17 protein-coding genes are annotated in these 19,687 nt (G+C 59.3%); 5 read left to right on the top strand and 12 right to left on the bottom strand.

The features are described 5' to 3' along the window. Positions 1-12: 12 nt before the first annotated feature. On the bottom strand, positions 13-807 hold the full coding sequence (gene kdsA / locus NMA52_RS15180) for a 3-deoxy-8-phosphooctulonate synthase (protein ID WP_254828548.1): 795 nt from the start codon (positions 805-807) through the stop codon (positions 13-15). A 12-nt stretch (positions 808-819) separates the two neighbouring features. Next, positions 820-2,208 (bottom strand): phosphoglucosamine mutase, encoded by a 1,389-nt coding sequence (glmM, locus tag NMA52_RS15175; protein ID WP_254828547.1) that lies wholly within the window; start codon positions 2,206-2,208, stop codon positions 820-822. A gap of 74 nt (positions 2,209-2,282) precedes the next feature. Here glmM and NMA52_RS15170 point away from each other — a divergent pair, with 74 nt between their 5' ends. Both NMA52_RS15170 and NMA52_RS15165 read left to right on the top strand, forming a co-directional pair. Next, positions 2,283-3,611, top strand: a complete 1,329-nt coding sequence (locus NMA52_RS15170) for an MFS transporter (RefSeq protein ID WP_254828546.1) — start codon at positions 2,283-2,285, stop codon at positions 3,609-3,611. Between the two features lie 19 nt (positions 3,612-3,630). Beyond that, positions 3,631-4,293 (top strand): NAD-dependent epimerase/dehydratase family protein, encoded by a 663-nt coding sequence (locus NMA52_RS15165; protein ID WP_254828545.1) that lies wholly within the window; start codon positions 3,631-3,633, stop codon positions 4,291-4,293. A gap of 3 nt (positions 4,294-4,296) precedes the next feature. Here the strand turns inward: NMA52_RS15165 and NMA52_RS15160 are convergent, their stop codons facing one another. From NMA52_RS15160 to NMA52_RS15135, 6 genes are all read right to left on the bottom strand, one after another. After that, the gene (locus NMA52_RS15160) at positions 4,297-6,396 is read right to left on the bottom strand and encodes an HD family phosphohydrolase (protein ID WP_254828544.1); all 2,100 of its coding nucleotides are present in this window, start codon (positions 6,394-6,396) and stop codon (positions 4,297-4,299) included. Between the two features lie 9 nt (positions 6,397-6,405). Beyond that, on the bottom strand, positions 6,406-7,053 hold the full coding sequence (gene nth, locus NMA52_RS15155) for an endonuclease III (RefSeq protein WP_254828543.1): 648 nt from the start codon (positions 7,051-7,053) through the stop codon (positions 6,406-6,408). A 15-nt stretch (positions 7,054-7,068) separates the two neighbouring features. Then, on the bottom strand, positions 7,069-7,953 hold the full coding sequence (locus NMA52_RS15150) for a carbon-nitrogen hydrolase (RefSeq protein WP_254828542.1): 885 nt from the start codon (positions 7,951-7,953) through the stop codon (positions 7,069-7,071). An 86-nt stretch (positions 7,954-8,039) separates the two neighbouring features. Then, positions 8,040-8,519, bottom strand: coding sequence for an Lrp/AsnC family transcriptional regulator (locus NMA52_RS15145; RefSeq protein WP_254828541.1), 480 nt, complete (start codon positions 8,517-8,519; stop codon positions 8,040-8,042). A gap of 96 nt (positions 8,520-8,615) precedes the next feature. After that, complete coding sequence (locus NMA52_RS15140) at positions 8,616-10,034, bottom strand: Glu/Leu/Phe/Val dehydrogenase (RefSeq protein ID WP_254828540.1); 1,419 nt, start codon at positions 10,032-10,034, stop codon at positions 8,616-8,618. Next, positions 10,027-10,275, bottom strand: coding sequence for a CcmD family protein (locus NMA52_RS15135; RefSeq protein ID WP_254828539.1), 249 nt, complete (start codon positions 10,273-10,275; stop codon positions 10,027-10,029). The genes NMA52_RS15140 and NMA52_RS15135 overlap by 8 nt, the downstream gene beginning before the upstream one ends. A 141-nt stretch (positions 10,276-10,416) precedes the next feature. Here NMA52_RS15135 and NMA52_RS15130 point away from each other — a divergent pair, with 141 nt between their 5' ends. The 3 genes from NMA52_RS15130 (at position 10,417) to NMA52_RS15120 (ending at position 13,037) form a co-directional block, all read left to right on the top strand. Beyond that, complete coding sequence (locus NMA52_RS15130) at positions 10,417-10,788, top strand: hypothetical protein (protein WP_254828538.1); 372 nt, start codon at positions 10,417-10,419, stop codon at positions 10,786-10,788. 90 nt (positions 10,789-10,878) lie between these two features. Continuing rightward, positions 10,879-12,216 (top strand): adenylosuccinate lyase, encoded by a 1,338-nt coding sequence (gene purB, locus NMA52_RS15125; protein WP_254828537.1) that lies wholly within the window; start codon positions 10,879-10,881, stop codon positions 12,214-12,216. Continuing rightward, entirely contained in the window at positions 12,213-13,037 is an 825-nt protein-coding gene (locus NMA52_RS15120; RefSeq protein ID WP_254828536.1) for a glycosyltransferase, read from the top strand. The genes purB and NMA52_RS15120 overlap by 4 nt, the downstream gene beginning before the upstream one ends. Here the strand turns inward: NMA52_RS15120 and NMA52_RS15115 are convergent. The 4 genes from NMA52_RS15115 to lepA all read right to left on the bottom strand — a co-directional run bounded on the left by NMA52_RS15115 (position 13,007) and on the right by lepA (position 19,530). Beyond that, complete coding sequence (locus NMA52_RS15115) at positions 13,007-13,900, bottom strand: glycosyltransferase family A protein (RefSeq protein WP_254828535.1); 894 nt, start codon at positions 13,898-13,900, stop codon at positions 13,007-13,009. The two genes, NMA52_RS15120 and NMA52_RS15115, sit on opposite strands and share 31 nt — an antisense overlap. After that, positions 13,900-15,054, bottom strand: coding sequence for a glycosyltransferase (locus NMA52_RS15110; RefSeq protein ID WP_254828534.1), 1,155 nt, complete (start codon positions 15,052-15,054; stop codon positions 13,900-13,902). The genes NMA52_RS15115 and NMA52_RS15110 overlap by 1 nt, the downstream gene beginning before the upstream one ends. A 20-nt stretch (positions 15,055-15,074) precedes the next feature. Then, positions 15,075-17,603 (bottom strand): transglycosylase domain-containing protein, encoded by a 2,529-nt coding sequence (locus NMA52_RS15105; RefSeq protein ID WP_254828533.1) that lies wholly within the window; start codon positions 17,601-17,603, stop codon positions 15,075-15,077. A 139-nt stretch (positions 17,604-17,742) separates the two neighbouring features. After that, positions 17,743-19,530, bottom strand: coding sequence for a translation elongation factor 4 (lepA, locus tag NMA52_RS15100; protein ID WP_254828532.1), 1,788 nt, complete (start codon positions 19,528-19,530; stop codon positions 17,743-17,745). Positions 19,531-19,687: the final 157 nt, after the last annotated feature.

The raw sequence follows: 19,687 nt of genomic DNA, 5'->3' as shown, positions 1-19,687 counted from the left end.
GCGAGCCGTTAGTTACGGGAGCGCCCGCCGGATGCGCACCAGCTTCGTCAGCAGGTCTTCCAGTTGGTCGAGCGGCAGCATGTTCGCCGCATCGCTCTTCGCTTCGGAGGGATTGAAGTGGGTTTCCAGAAAGAGCCCGTCGACCCCCACGGCCACCCCGGCCCGGGCAATGGTTTCGATCATGGCCGGGCGGCCACCCGTCACCCCGCTGCTCTGATTGGGTTGCTGTAGGCTGTGGGTGCAGTCCAGAACGACCGGTGCCCCGAAGGAGCGCATCGTCGGGATTCCCCGGAAGTCAACGACCAGGTCGGTATAGCCGAAAGTGACCCCACGCTCCGTCATCCATACCCGGTCGTTGCCGCTGTCGATGACCTTCTGCTGGGCGTGTTGCATGGCCGACGGACTGAGAAATTGCCCCTTTTTGATGTTCACGACCTTACCCGTTTCGGCGGCCGCCACCAGCAGGGAGGTCTGGCGGCACAAAAAGGCGGGGATCTGGAGGATGTCCACGTATTCAGCGGCCATGGCTGCTTCCTCGTCCGCGTGAATGTCGGTGGTGGTGGGCACGCTGAAGCGTTCCCCAATACCGCGCAGAATTTTAAGGGCTTTTTCGTCACCGATGCCCGCGAAGCTGTCGATGCGACTGCGATTCGCCTTGCGGTAGCTTCCCTTGAAGACGAAAGGAATATCCAGTTTGTCCGTGATGGAGACGATGCGCTCGGCGATCCGCAGCGCCATATCCTCCCCTTCGATGGCACAGGGCCCGGCAATCAGAAAAAAGTTATCGTGATCGGTAATACCTTGCATGGAGGAAGTGATTTAGCCCTGCGCGCGGGTGAGTTCGATAAATTTACCCTTTACTTCCCCGGCCAACTCCGCCGCCCGTTCCCGCGTATCGGCCTCGGCGTATACCCGCACGATCGGTTCGGTATTGGAGCCGCGTAGGTGTACCCAGCCGTCGGGAAAGTCGAGCTTAAGTCCGTCAATGTTGGTTTTCGGCGTATCGGGGAATAGTCCTTCCATAACGGACAGGGCATCCGCCAGGTCGAGTGTCGGGTCCATTTCGATCTTGTCTTTCACCATCTCGTAGTGGGTATACGTGTCGCGGAGGTCGTTGATAGTTGCGCCTCCGGTAGCCAGGTGGCTCAGCACGAGCGCGAGTCCGACCAGACTGTCACGGCCATAGTGCAGGCGCGGATCGATGATACCGCCGTTGCCCTCGCCGCCGATGGTGGCGCCCACCTCCTTCATCTTTTCCACTACGTTGACCTCGCCGACCTTCGAGGCGTGGTACTCCTGCCCGTACTTGCGGGCTACGTCGGCCAGGGCCCGGCTGCTGCTGAGGTTGCTCACGACCGGACCGGGGTCGTGTTGCAGCACGTAGTCGGCCACCGTGACGAGGGTATATTCCTCCCCGATCCAGCGGCCACCGGGTCCGACCAGCGCGAGCCGGTCAACGTCCGGGTCGACGGCGACGCCCAGATCGGCCCCCGAGGTTTTCATCCGCTCGATGAGCCCCGTCAGATTGGCCGGCAGGGGTTCCGGATTGTGGGCGAACTCTCCGTCGAGGGTAGCATTCATGACCTGACAGGCCACGCCGAGTTGTTCGCACAGGGGCGGGATGGAAATGGCCCCTACACTATTCACCGCATCCAGTACGACGGAAAATTTTGCCGCGCGGATCGCTTCGACCCTGACCAGGGGGTGAGCCAGCACGGCGTCGATGTGGTCCTGCAGTGCGCGGTCATCCTGGGTGAGCGTGCCCAGGTCGTCCACCCCCGCATACGTGATGTTTCCGGAACGAACGGTAGCGATGAGGTCCTGGCCGGCATCGTGACTGATGAATTCTCCACGATCGTTGAGCAGCTTCAGGGCATTGTACTCCTTCGGGTTGTGGCTGGCCGAAAGAATGATGCCGCCCCCCGCTTTCCGGGACACGACGGCCATTTCCACGGTAGGCGTGGTGGCGAAGCCGCAGTCGATCACGTCGATGCCCATGCTCTGCAGGGTGGCGGCGGTCAGGGCGGATACGACGGGACCGGAGGGCCGTCCGTCCCGGCCGATCACCACCAGACGGCGGGCACCGCTGCGGATCAGCCAATCGCCGTAACCGGCTACGCTACTTACAATATCTTCCGGGGTCAGATTCTCTCCGGCTCTGCCGCCGATGGTGCCGCGGAAGCCGGAGATGGATTTTATGAGGGGCATGGATCTGGGGTTACTGCCGTTAGGGGGGGCGCGCAAAGTAACTACATAGGCCGTTAACCGGCTACCTTTGGAGCATGCAACACCCCCTGAATGATCAGAAGACCCTCAACGGATGGGCGCTCTTCGACTGGGCTAACTCCGCCTTCGCGCTCGTCATTACCACGGCCATCTTCCCCCCCTATTTCGAGGAGATGGTGGACGAGCAATTCGAGGTTCTGGGTTTCACCTTTACCAACAGCTCCTGGTTCGCTTACCTGATCACATTCAGTTATCTGGTGATCGCCTTGTTATCTCCCCTGCTCAGCGGCATTGCCGACGCGGGAGGGCGACGGAAGTGGTTTTTGCAGTTTTTCACGACCATGGGCGGGCTGGGGTGTCTGAGTCTCTACTTCTTCGACGGTATGGAGACCATGTGGATCGGCAGCCTTGGGTTCATCGTCGGACTCGTCGGCTTCGCGGGCGGGCTGGTTTTTTACAACAGTTTTCTCCCCATCATCGCTTCGCCCGACCGCTTCGACCGCCTGAGTGCCCGGGGCTTCGCGATGGGCTACGTGGGCAGCGTCATTCTACTGCTGCTTAACCTCGCCATGGTACAGCAACCCGCCTGGTTCGGCCTTCCGGCCTCCGGTACTTTATCCGTGCGCCTGGCCTTCGTCACCGTGGGCATTTGGTGGTTGGCGTTTGCTTACCTGTCATTGTCCCGGCTACCCGACGACAAGCGAAAGCCGGGGAACGGGCTGGCGGACATGGCCGCTCTGGGCTGGGCGGAACTCCGGGGGGTCTGGAGGCAGATGAAGGAGTATCCGCAGGCCAAACGGTTTCTCATCGCTTTCTTCTCGTACTCCGCCGGCGTACAGACGGTGATCTTTCTGGCCAGCATCTTCGCCAAAAAGGAACTCGGTTTCGAGACCGCGGAGTTGATCGTGGTCGTGCTGATCCTACAGGTGGTCGCGGTCGCGGGAGCCTACCTGGCAGCCCGCATCAGCGAGGCCCGGGGTAACAAATTCGCCCTTTACTTCGAGCTGATCATCTGGACCCTGATCTGCGTGGTTGCGTACTTCGTCAACGGCAAGTTGCAGTTTTACGTGCTGGCGGGTGCGGTGGGACTGGTTATGGGCGGCGTACAGTCCCTGAGCCGATCTACCTACGCTAAGGTCATTCCCGGCGGATCGGCGGGGAGCACCGTACCCCAGGACACCACCTCCTGGTTCAGCTTTTATGACGTACTGGAAAAGGTAGCCATCGTACTCGGCACCTTCATTTTCGGGTTCCTGGATGCCCTGACGGGTAGCATGCGGGTCAGTATCCTGATGCTGGCCGTCTTCTTCATTCTGGGGATGCTCTTTTTGTCCCGTTTCCGGGTAACGCCCCCGCCGCAAACCTCCGCCCCGCCCGCCGGTTAGGACCATTATGGAAAACGGGATGGAAATCGTAGCCAGTAAAAAGACGGCGCTGCTACTCGGGGCGACGGGTCTGGTCGGACAGCACGTGCTGGAAGGTTTACTCAACCACGGAGCCTACCGGAAGGTGGTAGCTCCGACCCGGCGACGTCTCCACCGGGACCACGACAAACTCGAGAACCCCCTGATCGATTTCAGTAAGCTGGACCGGTACGCGGACCTGTTTCGCTGTCACGATGTGTTCATCACCCTCGGCACGACCATCAAAAAGGCCGGTAGCGAGGAAGCGTTCCGCCGGGTGGATCATGATTACATTCTGCAGGGTGCCCGGCTCGCCCAGGCGCGGGGTGCCAACCAGTGTTTGCTGGTAAGCGCCGCGGCGGCGGATTCCGAAAGCCGCTTTTTCTACAACCGGGTTAAGGGAGAGACCGAAGAAGCCATTACTCGTATTGACTTCTGGGCCATCCACATTTTCCGGCCGGGAGTACTCGTCGGTGACCGCGACGAGACGCGGATCGGCGAACGGGTCGCGGCGGGCATTACCACGCTCTTGCGCAGTATTTCGCCGGGCTTGCTGGGCGATTATAATCCGACCAACGCGGACGTGCTGGCTACCCGCATGATCGAGGCGGCACAGAACATTTCTCCCGGTGTTCACTTTCACGGAGCCCGGGAGCTGGTCTGACCGTTACTCCTCCTCCTGCCGTCCGTTCTTGGGGTAAGCGATCCGGAGGTGGTGAGAACTTTTGAGCACGGAGCGGAAGATGCGCCGCACAACCTCGAGCTCCCGAAAGCTCAACCGGCTCATGATGAGTTGTCCGTTGGTGAGCTTGCCCCGGATGATCGTATCGATCAGCTCGTAGAGCTCCTGCTCCGTCGGCTGCTTCAGCGACTTAGAGGCCGCCTCCACGCTATCGGCCAGCATTAGTACCGTCTGTTCCTTGCTGGTGGGTAGCGGGCCGTCGTAGCGGAAGTACGGCTCGTCGATCTCCCGCTCGGGGTGGTCCTTGATGTGGTTGCGGTAGAAGTATTCCGCCCGGGTCGTCCCGTGGTGGGTTCGGATGAAGTCCAGAATCACTTCCGGCAGACCGGCCGCCTTCGCCAGACGGACGCCCTCGTGCACGTGGTCGATGATGATCTTGGCACTCTCCAGATCGCTGATGCGATCGTGGGGATTCGGGCCGGTCTGATTTTCGATGAAGTATTCGGGGTTCTTCAGCTTGCCGATATCGTGGTAGAGTGCTGCCGTCCGGACCAACAGGGAGTTGATGCCGATCTCACTGGCAACACGCTCCGAGAGGTTGGCTACGTTGAGACTGTGCTGCCAGGTACCCGGAGCCTGACGGGCCAGCTTCTCCAGTAAGGGGCGGTTCATATCGTTCAGTTCGATCAGCGTGATCGGGGAGATGAGACCGAAGAAACGTTCGAGCAGGGGAATCAGGGGGTAAGCGAGCAAGACCAGGAATACGTTGAGCGCCAGCCACATCAGATCGATGTAGTTGATCGCGACGAAGCCCGCACCCTGAACGAGTTGAATGCCGATATAGCCGAAGAGGTAGAAGGCGAAGAGCAGGAGCAGACTACTGAAGAAGCGCGACCAGTCCCGGGTATCGATGTCCATAAAAATGACCACCACTCCGGCCATTATACTCAGGAAAGTGAAGGGATAACCCAGCGAGGTGAGGAAGCTGGCAATCAATACTACGGCCACGTGCACGAAAAAGGCCAGCCGCTCGGTAAAGAAGATCCGCATCACGATGGGTACGATGCAGAAGGGCACCACGTAGGCACTCCACCCCGGGGCCAGCTCGATCGAGCGCACCAACACGGCGTACAGTATGGGCCACAGCAGTATGAAGATCAGGTTCTTGGGACGTACGTACACCAGCGGGAAGAAGGTGCGGAGGTACAGAAAGAGCAGCAGGATTACCAGTCCCACCAGGATTCCGTAGCCCACGATCACCGAAAGGTAGCTGGACGAGCCCTGCAGATTGCTGTTGTAGAGCCTTCGGTAGGATACCAATTTCTGGTACACGTTCTCCGAAATCACCTCTCCCTGCCGCACGAGCAAGTCTCCCTGCTGCACCAGCCCGTCAAAGGGACTCACGGCCTCCAAAGATTGGTTGCGGAGGCGGTTGGTCAGGCTGTCGTTGTAGAAGGTGTTGTACTCCAGCTTGTCTTCCAGCAGGGGTACCAGAAAATCCGGGGCCGCCAGACGAGTGTAGAGCAGGCTGTCAGTGAGCCACTGCCGCGCGCGCCCCGGCGTAGTGAATACTTGCCCGATGGTCCGGGTGTCGACATCGCTACCGTCGACGATCTGAATGACGGAAGCCATGCCCGCCCGGGCCTCGTCTTCCGTCCGTAGCCGTACGATTCCCCGCTGGTATATCCGGTCGAGTATCTCCAGGCCGTACAAGCGGTGGGCCTCCGGCTGCCGGCGCAGGCCGGCGTACGTGCTGCGCGCCTCGGCCGAATCCAGTGCTTCCTTAAAGTCTTCGATGTAGGCGGCCCGCGCCAGGCGGGCGACTTCCGGATCCCGGCGGTAGACCGGGGTGAGTCCGCGAATCACGGCTTGTCGGTCGGCCTCCAGTCGTTCTTCCCGCTTCAGTATGGGAATGTCGTAGGGCGCAGCCAGGTCGGCGTACTGCCACGTCTGGTTGAGTTCGAACTGGTAGGGGAAGGTAAGATTGTTGGGATAAAGCAGGCTGATGAGCACCACGGCCCCCACCCCCAACAAGATGCGTGGCAGTCTGCGCCTCCAGCTTCCGCCATGCGTGGTACCCTCCATAGCGGCAAGTTATTTATTTTCAAGCTTTAACAGCGACCGGCGGCCGTAGACGGAGCAAATCGGACACTCCGACATGCGGTGGCCCCGGGCCGGGCAGTATTCCCGCCCGAAGAAAATAATCTGCAGGTGCAGCTTGTTCCAGGATTCCCGGGGAAAAATCCGTTTCAGATCCGCTTCGGTCCGTACGACGTTCTTCCCGGTCGACAGCGCCCAACGGTAGGCCAACCGATGAATATGGGTATCCACCGGAAAGGCCGGCTCCCCGAATGCCTGGCTCATCACAACACTTGCCGTTTTATGTCCCACGCCGGGTAGCGCTTCCAGAGCCGCCCAGTCCCGGGGGACTTCGCCGCCGTGTTCCTCATCGATGATGCGGCTCAGCTCCTTGATGGCGGCGCTCTTGCTCGGCGACAGGCCACAGGGTCGGATCACGTCCCGGATATCCTCTACGGGAAGGGTTTTCATGACCTCCGGCCGGTCGGTGAGGGCCCACAGGTGGGGCGTGACCTGGTTAACCCGCACGTCCGTACACTGAGCCGACAGCAGCACGGCTACGAGCAAGGTATAGGGGTCCTTATGGTCTAATGGAATGGGTACCGTAGGGTACAACTCGTCCAGAACGTGCCGGATGCCGGCGGCTTTTTCGGCTTTGGTCAAACCAGTGTGCTTGTTTTAGTCAATCCACCGCTTCAGCAGGTCGCCGTAGGCGTCGATGCGACGGTCGCGGAAGAAGGGCCAGATGCGCCGAACGTCCGCGGTCCGTTGCCGGTCGATGGTGACTACCTGCGTCACTTCCTCGTCTTCGGGTGCCTGGTAGAGAAATTCTCCCTGGGGTCCGGTCACGAAGCTACTCCCCCAGAACCGGATCCCGTCGGTCACCGCGCTGGGATCGGACTCGAAGCCGGTGCGGTTCACGGCCACTACGGGTAAACCGTTGGCCACCGCGTGACCCCGCTGGGAGATGATCCAGGCGTCCCGTTGCCGGCCGCGCTCGGGTGCATCGTCGGCGATTTCGTAACCGATGGCCGTGGGGTAAATGAGCACTTCCGCTCCGCCCAGTGCCATGAGTCGGGCGGCTTCCGGATACCACTGATCCCAGCAGACGAGCACCCCGAGCTTGCCCACGCTGGTCTCGACGGGCCGGAAGCCCAGATCGCCCGGCGTGAAGTAGAATTTTTCGTAGTAAGCCGGATCGTCGGGGATATGCATTTTGCGGTACTTCCCCGCGATGCTTCCGTCGCGCTCGATCACGACGGCCGTATTGTGGCAGAGTCCGGGGGCCCGGTTTTCGAAGAGGCTCAGCACCAGCACCAACTGCAATTCGCGGGCGAGGGCGCCGAAAAACTCCGTACTGGGTCCGGGGATGGTTTCGGCCTGGTCGAAAACTTCGGTTGCTTCGGTCTGGCAGAAGTACAGGCCGGTGTGGAGTTCCTGCAGGACTACGAGTTGGGCGCCACCGGCGTGACACCGGCGGATACCGGCTTCCGATTTAGCCAGATTAGCCGCACGATCGCCGGTGTTGGCCTGCTGTACAATACCGATGCTGAGCTTGTTCATGGGGTCGGGGTGGAGGGATAACGAATACTACCAATGTCACGGCTCCTTACATAGTTCGCACCGCTCCCGCGCACCCGCCGCAATGCCTACTCCTGATCGTAGTCGAAGGGCAATCGCTTGACGTCCTTGACCGTCGATAGGGTCATGAGCGTTTTGAGGCGTTCGATCTCGTCGATCTGCTGCAGGGTCTTGAACAGAAGGCGCTCGTAGGTAGGGATGTCCTTGCATACGATCTTCAGCAGAAAATCCGCCTCGCCGGTGATGATGTAGCACTCGGTGATCTCGTCGATGCTCTGCACCTGCTCCAGGAAGTTTTCCCGGGCCTGGTTCTTACGCCAGTCCAGTGATACCAGCACGAAGGTCTTGACCATCAGTCCGATGGCTTCGGGATTCACCTGGGCGTGGTAGCTCTGCACTACGTCGTTCTGCTCCAGCTTCTTCACCCGTTCCAGGGTCGGCGCCGGGCTGAGGCCGATGCGCTTGGATAGATCGAGGTTGGTGATTTTGCTGTTGTCCTGTAGGATCTTGAGGATGCTCAGGTCAATCTTGTCGAGTTTATCGGACATAGAGTATTAAGGCGATGTTGATGCGGCAAAGATAGCCGCACCAACAAATATTTCACAGTTTGCGTGAAATAAGTATTTTATTCGCCAAAACTTACTCTAGGGCCAAATTCCCAGGCTGATGTAGTCGTTGGATATCTTACTGATTGCCAACGCGAAAGCGGCCGTACGCAGATCGTTGACCCCCTCCTGATCGCGGTAGATGGCATAAATACCCTCGAAGCCGTTGACCATAGTTTCCTCCAGACCGGAGCGTACGAGGTCGATCTCATCGGCACCGTGGATGATCATCTGCCGGTCGCGTTCGCTGATGCTCTTACCCGTGGTCTGCTCGATCTGCTCCACGATGCGGCGGTAGTTCCGCTCGTCGAAACGTTTCTGCAGGCGACCGAAGCGCATGTGGCTGAGATTCTTCAACCACTCGAAGTAGCTCACGGTTACGCCGCCGGCATTGAGGTAGATATCGGGAAGCACGATGATGCCCCGTTCGGCCAGAATCGCCGATCCGTCGGCGGTTACCGGTCCGTTGGCGGCCTCGGCGATGATCTTGGCCTGCACCCGGTGGGCGTTGTCGGCATCGATCTGGTTCTCCAGGGCGGCCGGCACGAGGATGTCGCATTCGAACTCCATGACCGAGCGGCGGTCGTCCTTACCGAAGGACTGGGCACCGGGGTAGCTCAGGATGCTGCCGTGTTCGCCGCGGTGACGGATCACGTCGTGGATGTCCAGGCCGTCCGGATTGTAGATCGCGCCCTCCACTTCGGATACGCCGATGATCTTGACGCCACCCTCGTCCTGGCTGATGGTAGCGGTGTGGGAACCGACGTTACCGAGTCCCTGCACGACCATGGTTTTCCCCTCAATGCCGAGCGAAAGGCCGAGCTTGTCCATCAGGTCCTGCTGGTTACAGGCTTCCCGGATGCCGTAAAATACCCCGCGCCCGGTGGCTTCCGACCGCCCGCGGACACCGTTCTGGCTTACGGGCTTACCCGTCACGCAGCCGGCGGCGTTGATATCGTCAGGGTGGAAAGACCGGTAAGTATCGTAGATCCAGGCCATTTCCCGGGGGCCGGTACCGTAGTCGGGGGCCGGCACGTCAATGGCCGGACCGATGAACTTGCGACGGATCAGCTCGGTCGTGTAGCGCCGGGTGATCTTCTCCAGATCGGCCTCGGTGTACTCCCAGGGGTTGATCCGTACGCCCCCCTTCGCCCCGCCGAAGGGAACGTCGACGATGGCGCACTTGTACGACATCAGCGTGGCCAGGGCGACCACCTCTTCCTGATTGACGTGATTGGAGTACCGGATACCCCCCTTGGTGGGGCTGCGGTGGTGGCTGTGCTGGGCACGGTAGGCCTCAATGACCCGTACTTCCCCGTCAATTTTTACCGGGAAGTAAATCTGATAAACCGAGTTGCAGACCTTGATCTGCTTCAAAAGTCCCTCCGGCAATCCGGTATGGGGGGCGGCGGCGTCAAAATAACGTCCGACGCTGTCAAGAAAAGTCTTGTCAGGCATGATCTTCCATTTGATTTTCAATATTGGTTAGGCGTCGGTCCAGCCGCCACAGATAAAGGGCCAGACCGAGGAATACGACGACGATAACTGCGACCACGACGTACATCTTGCCAATACTGCGTAAAAAATCCGGGGCCGGCGCTTCCGCACCCTGACCGAGGAGGCCGAGGGCGGGTACGCAGGAGCAGAGTAACAAGAGATAGCGAAACGGGCGGGGCATATCGATCAGCTGGTTAGGCACGGCGAAGGTAACACGCAAAGCCGACGTAAAGGGGTGGCCGGTTCGGGGAATTTCCCGGTTAATCGACGGGGATCGTTCATTGGTCTATGGAGTTTCCGGTCCGCGGAGCCGGGGGGTAAATTAGGGGAAACGAAAATCGCTATGCGCATCCTCTCTCTACCCATCGACGACGACCTCCTGGAAGTTCACAACAGCCTGTGGACCGGCGAGGAAAAAGTGTACTTCAACGGCCAACTGGCCAGCGTCGGAACCAGCATCTTCGGTCGAAACCACTACTTCACGGTCGACGCGCCCGGCGGGGACGGCATCGATAAGTACCGGGTAGAGATCGGGATGAGCTGGATCGGCTGGGTCACGGTGGATGTATTTCGCAACGATCGCTGTTTGCTGGCCAGCAGCAAGACTCCCATCACCCGCGTGGATGCCCGCCTGCAGGAGGGAAACGATTCCAAGCCTTACCACCTTAAACGCGACCCGCAGGAGACGACCCTGGACGACGAGTTCTTTGTATAGTTGATCGGTTCTTTAGTTCTTTGTGCCTTCGCCGGCGGCAGCGACATTCACGCCGTTACCGGGATTCACCTCACGACTAAAGCTCCTTTCATGTCCCTGAAAGCCATCAGCCCGATTGACGGGCGCTACGCCGCTAAAACGGAAGCGCTTGCCGATTACTTCAGCGAATACGCCCTCATCCGCTACCGCGTATTAGTAGAGGTACGCTACCTGCAGGCCCTGCACCGTGTCGGGCTTCCTCAGCTACAGTCCGCCGAACCCGCCACCATCGCCGCCCTGGAGGAGATCGTAAGCGAGTTCACCGAGGCGGATGCCCAAGAGATCAAGCAAACCGAGCGGGTCACGAACCACGACGTGAAGGCCGTAGAGTACTTCGTGAAACAAAAATTGCGCGATCGGGGACTGGATAGCATCGTAGAGTTCACCCACTTCGGGCTTACGAGTCAGGACATTAATAACACGGCTGTCCCCCTCAGCCTGAAGGAAGGACTCGGGGAGGTGATCCGGCCGGCCATCGACGGACTGGTCGACCGGCTGGAAGCCCTCGTCGGGGAATGGAAGGATATTCCCATGCTGGCCCGCACCCACGGACAACCGGCCTCCCCCACCCTCCTCGGGAAGGAGTTTCGGGTGTGGACCACGCGGTTGCGGGAGCAGTTGCGACAGCTGGATCAGGTCCCGATGTCCGCCAAATTCGGCGGCGCTACCGGCAACCTGAACGCTCACTACGTCAGCTTCCCCGATCGGGACTGGCACGCCTTCGCCACTAGCTTCGTCGAGCAGGACCTCGGACTCCACCGCAGCTATCCGACCACTCAGATCGAGCACTACGATAACCTTGCGGCCCTGTTCCACGCGCTGTCGCGGACCAGTACGATCCTCATCGACCTGTGCCGCGACGTCTGGACCTACATCAGCATGGAATACTTCCGCCAGCGCACGGTGGCCGGAGAGATCGGCAGCTCCGCCATGCCGCACAAGGTCAACCCCATCGACTTCGAGAATGCCGAAGGTAATCTCGGCATCGCCCGGGCCTTGTTCACCCACCTGGCCGACAAACTTCCCGTCAGCCGACTGCAGCGGGACCTTACGGACTCGACCGTGCTGCGCAACATCGGGGTACCCATTGCTCACCTGCTGATTTCCGTACAGGCGATGGAGAAGGGGCTGGGTAAACTGCTCCTGAACGCCGAACGCATCGCCGCCGACCTGGAAGCCAACTGGATGGTGACGGCCGAGGCCATTCAGAACGTGCTGCGCCGCGAAGGATATCCCCAGCCCTACGAGGCCCTTAAGGAACTAACCCGCGGCCGCACGAATATCGACGAGCAGGCTATTCATGCGTTTATCGCCGGGCTCGATGTATCCGGTGAGGTTAAGGAGGAGCTGCGCGCCATCCGGCCGGAGAATTACGTGGGCCGGTTTTGAACGCCTACGTCTCGCTCGTTTCTACGGATGACTACGTTGACGGTCTGCTGTGCATGGCGATGTCGTTGCTGGACACCCAGCCCCGCTACCCCCTGGTGGTGATGACATCCCCCCGTTTATCTCCGGAGGCGGTCGGTAGAATCGAGGGGTTTGGGCTGGCTACCCTTCCACTGACCGACAGGTACCGCTTGCCCGACCATGTGCGGGAGAAGAATGAGGTGCCCCGGTGGCTGGGCACCTTCGCCAAGTTGGAGATGTTCGAGCTGACACAGTACGCTAAGATCGTCTTTCTGGACGCCGATATGCTGGTGACCCGCAATCTGGATCATCTGTTCGATTGCCCCCACCCCTCCGCGGCGGTGTATCAGGCCCGCGTCCCCCCCTTCGAGCACTGGAATTTTCCCAACACCGGCCTGCTGGTCATTAGTCCGCGGCGGGGTCTCGGGCAGGAAATATTCGCTACCTGGCCTACGGTCCATCAGCAATTCGAAACCTTCAGCGAGCAAAACCTGATTCACGAATATTTTCGGGGAATTTTCCGTGAACGGCGCGGTCCCTGGGAAATCTCGGTGATGTACAATGCCTGTGCCTTCATCCTCGACAAGATCATCCGGCAGGAGAATCTCAATCTGAACCTTCGTCAGCCAGATGATCGAACCGTGGCCGTTGTCCACTTCACCTCCCCCAATAAGCCCTGGGCGATGTCGCTATCCTTCCTGGCGTATTTTATACTCCGCAAGACGGCGGGCGGTCGGTGGAATGAATTACGGGCCTACCGCCGGTATCACTATTATTTGCGCAGGGTCCGCAGGAAGACGTAAATGGTATAGAGCAACTCCTTGGTGCCGGACGGGGTAAACGTGCGCAGGCCCTGTGCGAACCCCCATCCCGCCTCCCCGTAAGCGTGCGCCCGCAGACAAAGGCGGGTCCAGTGCCAGCACTGATGTGACATCACCCGCCGGTACAGCCGGGAAGGAATTACCCCACGTACGCCGGGACGTTCGTACAGATCCCGTACGGCCTCCAACCTACTGCGTAAGGCGCTACGATCGCGGAGCACGTACGTTCGGTTTTGGTCGTGCAGACGGAAGACGACGGTGTAGAACGGAAGCTGGCGCACCGGCACTTCCGTCATAAGGCGGCCAAGCCAATTAAAGTCTTCCGAAAGGAAAAAATTAATGCTGGGAACGCGTCGCGCTAAACTCGCGGGAATCACGTACGGAAATATGCCGATCGGATTTTCCCAGTGTTGCAGCAGAGCGGAGCGCCCGTTATCGAATATTGGCCCCTCGGTCAGGGCACCGTCGGCGGTCTGAGTGATCATCCCCGTCTTGTACAAACATTCGCGCTGCTCGTTACGGTGAAAATCCGCGGCGACCACTTCCAGGTGCGTCGGTAGAAGATAATCATCGTCATCAAGGTAACAGAGGAGTTTACCGCGGCTTTTCCGGACACCGACCTGCCGGCTGGCTCCCAGTCCCTGATTAGCATGGTAGTAGTAGGCTATCCGCGGATCTTCAATGTCCTCGAGGAGCGGCTTTACCGGGGGCTCGGAGCCGTCATCGATAATGAGAAGTTCCCAGCTGGTGTACGTCTGGTCGATCACGCTCTGAACGGCCTGACGCAGGTAGGTCGGGCGATTATAGGTTGGAATGATTAAAGTAAACAGCGGTGTATCGTTCATTATGGTTCCAACCTTATCCGCTCGTAAACTTGATTGATCTTCGCCATTACGGCATCTTCGCCGTACCGCCGGACCGAGCTGTTCCGCAGCACGCCTGAGTCAAACGTACGTTGACCGGTGGCAATCAACCGGATGGTATCAACCAGGGCGTCGGTGTCGCCAGACTCCAGAAGTACTCCGAGTGAACAGTCGTGAACGATCTCGGGTATGCCCCCCACCCAGGTCGCCACGACGGGAAGACCACTGCTAAGAGCTTCCAGTAACACGATACCCTGAGTTTCATAATTGCTGAAGAGTACAAACAGATCCGCTCCCTGCATAAGGTGAGCCACTTCCTGCTGGGTGTGCGGTCCGGAGATCGTGAGGCTGTCTTCCGCCAGTGCCGCTGCTGCCGCCAATTGTTTGACGCTTTCTACATCGCCGTCGCCGGCGATCGTCAAATGGTATGCTCCCGGCTCCTCCCGGTACAACCGGGCATAGGCGTCTAGGATCCCCTCTACATTTTTGTAGCGAGCGTCGAAATTGGAAACGTGCAACAGTCGAAAGGCCTCCGGGAAAGGACCAGCTTTTCCCCGCGGTGTTGGTCGGAATAAGTCGGTATCTACTACATTTGGAACCACAGCGTAGTTCCCTTCCAGACCGTTCGCTACCATACCCCGGCTAAGTGCTACCGAGACGGGCAACACCATCATCGCGCGCCGACACGCCCAGCGGCACAGAAGGGACCGCATCGTGGATAAGGCTTCCGGACTCCGGTAAGCACTCGAATGTTCGGAGATGACGTGGGGTACACCATACCACTTTGCGAGAAGTGCCGCAACGATCCCCCCGTCAAGAGTGATGTGTCCGTGTATCAGATCGGGGCGTACGGTGAGTTGGGCGAGGGCGAATCGGTAGGCGATTGCACGGTAGAGCAGATTACGTATTCGGTGGCTGCGATCGGGGCGGCCGTAGTAAACCTGAACCAGTTGATATCCTTCCTCCGTAGTTGCGTGCAATTCCCGCTCGCCGCAGGGTAATCCGGGATCCTCCTGGACGGCTACGACGGTAACCGTATGGTCACGGGCTACCAACCGTACGTGCTTCTGTACGAAGTTGCCGTGGGTGGGGTGTACGCGACTCGGCCACCAGCCGGCAATGTGGAGGATATTCACTGCTCCTGCGTTCCCGCCCCCTAAAAGTCGGGGCTGTTACCGAAAGGATCGTCGGGGAGTCCCTGCCCGTCGCGGAAGAGGTCATCGTTACCGCCGTTGTAAGCGTTACAGTCCATCTCGATGCCGAGCTCTCCGGTCGGTTTCATCCAGTCCGCTTCCGTATCCCAGGCTACGGCTTCATCCTCCTGGGCGGAGCGTACGAAGCGCCGAAAGAAGGGCTTGGCCATGTTTGACCCGGCCCCCAGGGCGAGGCTGCGGAAGCGGATCCAACGATCGTCTCCGCCGACCCACGTGCCCACGATGAGCTCGGGTGTGAGTCCCATGAACCAGCCGTCGGTTTGGTCGTTGGTCGTACCGGTCTTGCCGCCTACGCGTCCCTTAACGCCCGCGAGGTTCCCGACCGAAGCTCGCGATAGCATATTGATCATCACGTAGTTGGCCTGCGGGCTGATGGCGGGACGTTCCTCCGGCAGATACTCATAGATGGTACGCCCGGTGCGGTCCTCGATGCGCGTCAGGTATACCGGCCGGTTGAAGATACCGTTGTTGCCGAAGGTCGTGTAGGCTCCCGTCATTTGCTGCACGGTCAGGTCGACCGAGCCGAGGGCGATGGACGGTGCATCCGGAATTTCCCCCTTCGGGATGCCCATATTGGCAACCATATTGCGGACGGGTTCCGTCGACCCCAGTTCCTTCATCAGATACGCCGAAATGCTATTGACGGAATTTTTCAGCCCCTGGTAGAGCGTGTAATCTTCGTAACTGTAGCCGCCGCTGGCGTTGCGGGGGGTCCATTCCTTGTTGAGGTTAAAGTTGCCGTCGCCCGGCCCGATAGTCACCGGCTGGTCGATCACGCGCTGACAGGGGGTGATGCCGCGAAGGTCGATGCTGGCGGCGTAGATAAACGGCTTAAAGGTGGATCCGACCTGTCGCTTGGTCGTCACGTGATCGTACTGAAACCACTTGAAGTCGCTGCCCCCGATCCACGTACGGACGAAGCCGGTGCTGGGCTCCACCGACATACTTCCGATTTGCAGGATCATTTTATGGTAGCGTACGCTGTCGAGGGGGGTCATGAGCGTGTCGGTTTCCATACGGGCGTTGTCGTAGGTGAACACGCGCATCTCCACCTCCTTATCGAATTCCGCCCGTACGGTTTCCTGCAGCTTCTTCCAGGCTGTCCGCAGTTCGCCGAATTCCGGCAGCTTCATGACCGCGCGGTGGCGGGCGGCGAAGTCATTGGAGATCAGATTGAGCCGTACCGTTTCGGCGATGACCCCGGGATTGGCGGATTCTTCCACCATGCGTTCCACTTCCCGGTCGTTGGCCGAGAAACGGAAGTCCATTTTCGCCGTAATCTTTCGCAGGACCGGTGACAGGATGCGGGAGCGGTACATTTGGTAGCGGTCCGACTGCCGGATGGCGTTGGTCAGGCTTTCCTGTCGCCGATCAACCCGTACTTCGGTTTCGGAACCGGGGTTGGTGTACGTCCAGGGGTCCATGTTCTTCCAGTGGCGGAAGAACTGCTCCTGCAGTTGCTTCATGTGCACCTTAGCCTCCTGTTCGGCATGGCGCTGGAGCAGGGGATCGATCGTAGTGTAGAAGGTGAGGCCGTCGCGGTAAATGTCGTAGGCCTGCCCACTCGATTTCAGATAGGATTCCTGAGCCAGGATTTTTTTGGCTTCTTCCGCCAGGACCATGCGGAAGTAGGGGGCCAGTCCGTCGTCGTGGCGCTGACGGGTGAACTGTACGCCCAGGGGAAGCAGGGAGAGGGAGTCGAATTCCGGCTTTGTAATGCGGTCGTTGCGCACCATTTGCGCAAGAACCTGATTGCGGCGTTCCTGGGTGCGTTCCGGGAAGCGCAGAGGATTGTAGAGGGATGCGTTTTTCAGCATGCCGATAAGCATCGCGGCTTCCTGTACCTCGAGATCCGCCGGCCGCTTACCGTCGAAGTAATTCTCCGCCGCGGCGCGGATACCCTGGGCGCCGTTGATGAAGTCGTAGCGATTGAGGTACATGGCGATGATCTCCTCCTTGGTGTACTTGCGCTCCAGCCGCACGGCGATGATCCACTCCTTAAACTTCTGAAAGCCGCGCTCGATGAGGTTGGAACTCGCCTGCCCGGTAAACAGCAGCTTAGCCAGCTGTTGGGTGATCGTCGAGCCCCCGCCCGCGCTTTCATCCCCCAGTATGGCCGTCTTAATGGCTACCCGGGGAAGCGACCTCCAGTCGATGCCGCTGTGGTCGTAGTAACGTTCGTCCTCCGTACTCACCAGGGCGGCTTCGAGGTGAGGGCCCAGATCCTTAAAGTCGACCATTACCCGGTTTTCCACGAAGTAGCGTCCGAGGACCGTACCGTCGTTTGCCAGAATGGGACTGGCTTCATTGTTTTTAGGATTCTCGAGTTCCGTTACCGATGGGAGATCCGTAAAACTCAGACCCGTAAACAGCAGTACCGTCCCGATCGGGATTGCCAGCACGAAGAGCCAAAAAACGATCAGCGCCGTTCGTTGCCATCCGGAAGTGCCGCCGAGGAGGAAGTGGGTCATGGGGGGAGTCTGTTATTTCTTCAGTTGGTAGGGTGGTAATGTGGTACGATGGTAGGATGGTAGGATGGTAAGTTAACGTGTACGTGGTTAATAACAGTACCATAGAACCATCTGACTAGAAGACCACACTACCAGGACGCTAGTCCAGTTTCAACACATCCAGAAAGGCCTTCTGGGGCACCTCCACCTTACCGAACTGCCGCATCTTACGCTTACCGGCCTTCTGCTTTTCGAGCAATTTGCGTTTCCGGGATATATCACCGCCGTAGCACTTTGCAGTGACGTCCTTACGCATGGCCGAGAGGGTTTCCCGCGCGATCACCTTGGCCCCGATGGCCGCCTGAATGGCGATCATGAACTGCTGGCGGGGCAGGAGTTCGCGGAGCTTTTTACACATCCCCCGACCGACGTACTCGGCCTTCGAGCGGTGGACGAGGGCGGACAGGGCGTCCACGTTCTCGCCGTTAAGCTTGATGTCCATGCGGACGAGGTCGGTTTCCTGGTAGTTCTTGGGCTGGTAATCGAAGCTGGCGTAGCCGCGGGATATGGACTTCAAGCGGTCGTAGAAGTCGAATACGATCTCGGCGAGGGGCAGTATAAAGTGCAGTTCCACCCGTTGCGGACTCAGGTAAGTCTGCTTCGTCAAAGTACCGCGTTTGTCGATACAGAGGGTCATGATGGGCCCGATGTAGTCGGTCGTCGTGATGATCTGGGCGGTGATCATCGGCTCCTCCACTTTGGCCCGGTGATTGACGTCGGGAAGTTCGGCGGGGTTGCGGATCTCGGATACGTTACCCTTGGTGTCGGTGACCTTGTAGGTAACGTTGGGAACCGTCGTGATCACGTCCATATTGAATTCCCGGAACAGGCGCTCCTGCACGATCTCAAGGTGCAGCATGCCGAGGAAGCCGCAGCGGAAACCGTAACCCAGTGCCGCCGAGGTTTCGGGTTCGAACACCAAGCTGGCATCGTTGAGTTGCAACTTTTCTAGGCTGTCGCGCAGGGGCTCGAAATCGTCGTTATCGAGCGGAAAGATTCCCGCGAAGACCATGGGCTTCACTTCCTCGAAACCGGACAGGCGGGAGCCGGGTCGCTCGTCCAGCGTAACCGTATCACCCACCTTGATCTCGGACGACGTCTTCAGGCCGGTGACGATGTAGCCTACGTTGCCGCAGCTGATCTTAGGCTGAGGTTTGGGGGTGATTTCCATGGCGCCGACCTCATTGGCTTCGTACACCGAGCCGGTGGCGATGAAGCGCAAACTGTCGTTCTTCTTCAGTTCGCCGTTCATCACCCGCACGTAGGCGATCACTCCCCGGAAGGGGTTGAAGACCGAGTCGAAGATCAGGGCCTGGAGGGGTGCTTCGGGATCGCCCTTCGGGGCCGGCACTCGCTCTACGACGGCCTTCATGATCTCGGGCACCCCGATGCCGGTCTTGCCGGAGGCCAGGATGATGTCCTCCCGCTCACAGCCGGTCAGGTCGATCATCTGATCGGCCATTTCCTCGATCATGGCGGTTTCCATATCGACCTTGTTCAGCACCGGAATGATTTCCAGTTCGTGCTCGAGAGCCAGGAAGAGGTTGGAAATGGTCTGCGCCTGGATGCCCTGGGTGGCGTCGACCAGGAGCAGTGCCCCCTCGCAGGCGGCGATCGACCGGGACACCTCGTAGCTGAAGTCGACGTGACCCGGCGTATCGATCATATTAAAGGTGTACATCTCCCCGTCGGTGTGGGGATAGTGCATCTGAATGGCGTGGCTCTTGATGGTGATGCCCCGTTCCCGTTCCAGGTCCATATCGTCCAGTTGCTGATCCATCCTTTCGCGTTCGCTGACGGACTGGGTGAAGTCGAGCAGACGGTCGGAGAGGGTCGACTTACCGTGGTCGATGTGGGCGATAACGCAAAAGTTACGAATGTTCTTCAAGGCAGGGCAATTAGCACGATGATCAGGCGGCGCAAAGATACGGAAACAGTCGTGCCGTTTCATTGGTTGACCGCTGCCGACGCCCGGAAGGCCGTTCCCCGGAGGCAACGGGCGAAAGTGCCCCCGGGGTGCGTATCTTAGGGGCAGTATGGATAGG

Origin of the sequence: Lewinella sp. JB7 (assembly GCF_024297185.1) — a bacterium.
Classification (GTDB): Bacteria; Bacteroidota; Bacteroidia; order Chitinophagales; family Saprospiraceae; genus Neolewinella.
Note: the sequence above shows the minus strand (reverse complement) of the source record. Positions and strands in the feature narration are given on the sequence as shown.